The sequence below is a fragment of the Streptomyces sp. NPDC038200 genome, assembly GCF_055600785.1.
Window position 1 is genome coordinate 1 of the sequence record NZ_JBVJYH010000054.1, and the last position, 4,779, is coordinate 4,779.

General features: G+C 71.2%; 1 protein-coding gene. It reads left to right on the top strand.

What is annotated here, in order from left to right:
• Positions 1 to 142 precede the first annotated feature (142 nt).
• On the top strand, positions 143 to 4,779 hold a 4,637-nt coding region (locus ACZ7KF_RS41420), incomplete at its 3' end, for a beta-ketoacyl synthase N-terminal-like domain-containing protein (RefSeq protein ID WP_471087855.1).

Consider the following 4,779-nt stretch of genomic DNA (forward strand, 5'->3'; position numbering starts at 1 on the left):
TGGTGTGTCTCCGGCTGTGGTGCCGGTGGTGGTGTCGGGTCGTTCTGCGGGTGTGGTGCGTGAGCTGGCGGGCCGGGTCGGGGGTGTGGCGGGGTCTGGTCGGTTGGTGGATGTGGGGTGGTCGTCGGTGGTGTCGCGGTCGGTGTTCGAGCACCGGTCCGTGGTGCTGGCCGAGGACTCCGCGGAGCTGAGTGCGGGTCTGGAGGCGCTGGCCGCCGGTGACGGGCTGTCGTCTGGTGTGGTGTCGGGTGTGGTGTCGGTCGAGGGTGGCCGGTCGGTGTTCGTGTTCCCGGGTCAGGGGACGCAGTGGTCGGGGATGGCGGTCCGGCTGTGGGCTGAGTCGGCTGTGTTCGCGGCGTCGATGGCGCGGTGTGAGGCGGCGTTCGAGGGCTTGGTGGACTGGCGGTTGTCGCAGGTGCTGGGCGATGAGGCTGCGCTGGAGCGGGTGGATGTGGTGCAGCCGGTTTCGTTCGCGGTGATGGTGTCGCTGGCGGAGTTGTGGCGGTCGTTGGGTGTGGTGCCGGATGCGGTGGTGGGGCATTCGCAGGGGGAGATCGCTGCTGCGGTGGTGGCGGGTGGCCTGTCGCTGGAGGACGGGGCCCGTGTGGTGGCGTTGCGTGCGCGGTTGATCGGGCGTGAGCTGGCGGGTCGCGGGGCGATGGCGTCGGTGGCGTTGCCGGTGGCTGTGGTGGAGGAGCGTCTGGCGCGGTGGGCGGGGCGTTTGGGTGTGGCGGTGGTGAACGGGCCGTCGGCCACCGTGGTCGCGGGTGATCCGGACGCGGTTGCGGAGTTCGTGGCGGGGTGTGAGGCGGAGGGTGTGCGGGCTCGTCGTCTGCCGGTGGACTATGCCTCGCACTCGGCGCATGTGGAGACGGTGGGCGCCGAGCTGGAGGAGGTCCTGGCGGGTATCCGTCCGCGGAGCGGTGAGATTCCGTTCTACTCGACCGTGGAGGCCGCGGCGATCGACACCGCGTCGTTGGACGCGGGGTACTGGTTCAGGAATCTGCGTCGGCCGGTGCGGTTCCAGGAGACGGTCGAGCGTCTGCTGGCGGATGGTTTCCCGGTGTTCGTGGAGGCCAGCGCGCATCCGGTGTTGGCGGGCGCGGTGCAGGAGACGGCGGAGTCCGTGGGCCGGCAGGTGTGTGCGGTGGGGTCGCTGCGCCGTGACGAGGGGGGTCTGCGGCGTTTCCTGACCTCGGTGGCGGAAGCCTTCGTCCAGGGCGTCGACGTCACCTGGCCCGCCCTCTTCGACGACAGCGGCGCGCGTCTCATCGACCTGCCCACCTACCCCTTCCAACGGCAGCGTTACTGGCTTGAGTCGCGTCCTTCTGCGGCGGTTGTTCCGTCGGGGACGCAGGACGGTCTGTCGTACGAGGTGACGTGGAAGAGTCTGTCGTTGCCGGAGTCGGCGCGTCTTGACGGCCGGTGGCTGCTCGTCGTGCCCGAGCACCTGGACGCGGACGGCACACGTGTCGCCCACGATGTCGAGCAAGCCCTCACCACCCACGGCGCCACCGTGCACACCCTTGCTCTTGACCCCGCCACAGCGGACTTCGACGGCCGTTTCAGCAGGATGTTCGAGGAAGCAACGGACGTCACGGGCATCCTGTCACTCCTCGGACTGGCTGTGGGCCCGCACCCGGAGCACGGCGAGGTGCCGCTCGGGGTAGCCACGTCGCTGACGCTGACGCGCCGAGCCCTGCGAGACGGGTTCGGTGTTCCGGTGTGGGCGGTGACGCGGGGTGCGGTGTCCGTGGTGCCCGGTGAGACCCCGGAGACGGCGGGTGCGCAGCTGTGGGCGCTCGGCCGGGTTGCCGCTCTCGAACTCCGCGATCGCTGGGGTGGTCTGATCGACCTCCCGGCGGACACGGATGCGCGGTCGGTGGGTCTGGCGGTGCGGGCGCTGGCCGCCGGGATCGCGGCCGGTGAGGATCAGCTGGCGGTGCGGCCCTCGGGCGCCTACGGCCGGCGTCTCGTACGAGCCACCGCCCGCCGGGGACGGAAGGACTGGCGCCCGCGGGGCACGGTGCTGCTGGCCGGGGACCTCGATGCCGTCGCTGAGCCGCTGGTCCGATGGCTGCTCACGGACGGCGCGGACCGCGTCGTACTCGCCGATCCCGCCCTGACCGAACTCCCGGCCGCGCTCTCGGACGTGGCTCAGCGCGTGACGACCGCTGCGGCGCCCGACCTCGCGGACCGTGCGGTCCTCGCCGCCCTCGTCACCGAGTACGCCCCTGCCATGGTGGTCGTCGTTCCGCCCGCGGTGGAGCTCGCTCCGCTCGAGAGCACGAGCCCGGCCGATCTCGCGGCGGCCGTCGCCGCCAAGTCCGCTACCGCCGCGCACTTCGACGCACTGCTCGACGCGCCACGCGCACCGGAACTGGTGCTGATCTCCTCGGTTGCGGGGATCTGGGGTGGTGTCCGGCAGGGCGCGTACGCCGTCGGCGCCGCTCACCTCGATGCCCTGGCCGCCCGCCGCCGGGCCCGGGGTCTGCCGACGGTCTCCGTCGCGTGGACGCCCTGGGCGGGTTCCGTCACCGCGGACGGCTCTGCCGCCGAGTCGATGCGGCAGTACGGCATCGCTCCGCTGGAGCCCCAAACGGCGCTCGCGGAGCTGAACCGGGCGCTGGGCAGCGGAACGGGCGACGCCGCGGTGGCCGACGTCGACTGGGAACAGTTCCTGGCGTCCTTCACCTCCGTACGTCCCACCGTCCTCTTCGACGAGCTGCCCGAGGTGCGCCGTCTCCGTCAGGCGGAGGCGGCGGCCATGGCGGACCAGGCCGCCCGGATCGGTGCCCCCGGCGGCACAGAGCTGGCGCGCTCCCTGCGCGACAAGCCCCGGAACGCCCAGCGAAAGGCCCTCCTGGAGCTGGTCACTGCCCATGTGGCGGCCGTACTGGGTGAGGGCGCTCCCGACGCGATCGACCAGAGTCGGGCGTTCAAGGACATCGGCTTCACCTCCATGACCGCGATGGAACTGCGCAACCGGCTCAAGGAGGCCACCGGGCTCACCCTTCCGGCCTCCCTCGTCTTCGACCACCCCCACCCCCGCGCACTCGCCGACCATCTGCGCGAGGAACTACTGGGCGAGGACGACGCGGAACGCACCGACTCCGAGCCGAACACCCCGAGCGGTCCGCCTCCGGCGGGCCAGGACGAGCCGATCGCCATCATCGGCATGGCCTGCCGCCTCCCCGGTGACGTCGGAACACCCGACGAGCTCTGGGAGCTGCTCGAAACCGGCCGCGACGCCATTACGGACCTGCCCGTCAACCGGGGGTGGGACGTGGCAGGCCTGTACGACCCGGATCCGGACGCGGCGGGGCGCGCCTACGTCCGTGAGGGCGGCTTCCTCCACGACGCGGGGGAGTTCGACGCGGGGTTCTTCGGCATCTCGCCGCGTGAGGCCCTGGCGATGGACCCACAACAGCGAATCATCCTGGAACTCGCCTGGGAATCGTTCGAACGTGCGGGCCTGGACCCGGCCGGCCGACGCGGCAGCCGTACCGGCGTGTTCATGGGAACCAACGGCCAGCACTACATGCCGCTGCTGCAGAACGGCAGCGAGAGCTTCGACGGCTACCTCGGCACCGGCAACTCGGCCAGCGTCATGTCGGGCCGCATCTCGTACACCCTCGGCCTGGAGGGGCCGGCGCTGACGGTGGACACGGCGTGTTCGTCGTCGCTGGTCGCGCTGCATCTGGCGGTGCGGGCGCTGCGCAACGGCGAGTGCGACCTCGCCCTCGCGGGCGGTGCGACCGTGATGTCGACGCCGGAGGTGCTCGTGGAGTTCTCCCGGCAGCGAGCAGTCGCCGCCGACGGCCGCTGCAAGGCGTTCTCCGCCTCCGCCGACGGCTTCGGACCGGCTGAGGGTGCGGGCGTACTGCTCGTCGAGCGGTTGTCGGACGCCGTGCGGCATGGGCATCGGGTGCTGGCGGTGGTGCGTGGTTCGGCGGTGAATCAGGACGGTGCGAGCAATGGGTTGACGGCGCCGAACGGTCCGTCGCAGCAGCGGGTGATCCGGCAGGCGTTGGCGGATGCGCGGTTGGGTGTGGGTGATGTGGATGTGGTGGAGGCGCATGGGACGGGGACGCGTCTGGGTGATCCGATCGAGGCGCAGGCGTTGCTGGCGACGTATGGGCAGCGGGACGCGGGGCGTCCTTTGTGGCTTGGTTCGCTGAAGTCGAATGTGGGTCATACGCAGGCTGCTGCTGGTGTGGCCGGTGTGATCAAGATGGTCATGGCGATGCGGCACGGTGTGCTGCCGAAGACGTTGCATGTCGATGAGGCCTCTCCCCATGTCGACTGGTCCGCGGGGGCCGTCGCACTGCTGACGGAGCAGGAGCCGTGGCCGGAGGTGGGGCGTCCGCGCAGGGCCGCGGTGTCCTCCTTCGGGCTCAGTGGGACGAACGCGCATGTGGTGGTGGAGGAGGCGCCGGATGTGCGGGGCTCGGTGGAGCCGGGTGCTGCGGGGCTCCTTCCGGTGGTGCCGGTGGTGGTGTCGGGTCGTTCTGCGGGTGTGGTGCGTGAGCTGGCGGGCCGGGTCGGGGGTGTGGCGGGGTCCGGCCGGTTGGTGGATGTGGGGTGGTCGTCGGTGGTGTCGCGGTCGGTGTTCGAGCACCGGTCCGTGGTCCTGGCCGAGGACTCTGTGGACCTGAGTGCTGGTTTGGATGCTCTGGCCGCCGGTGTTCCGTCGTCTGGTGTGGTGTCGGGTGTGGTGTCGGTCGAGGGTGGCCGGTCGGTGTTCGTGTTCCCGGGGCAGGGGACGCAGTGGGTGGG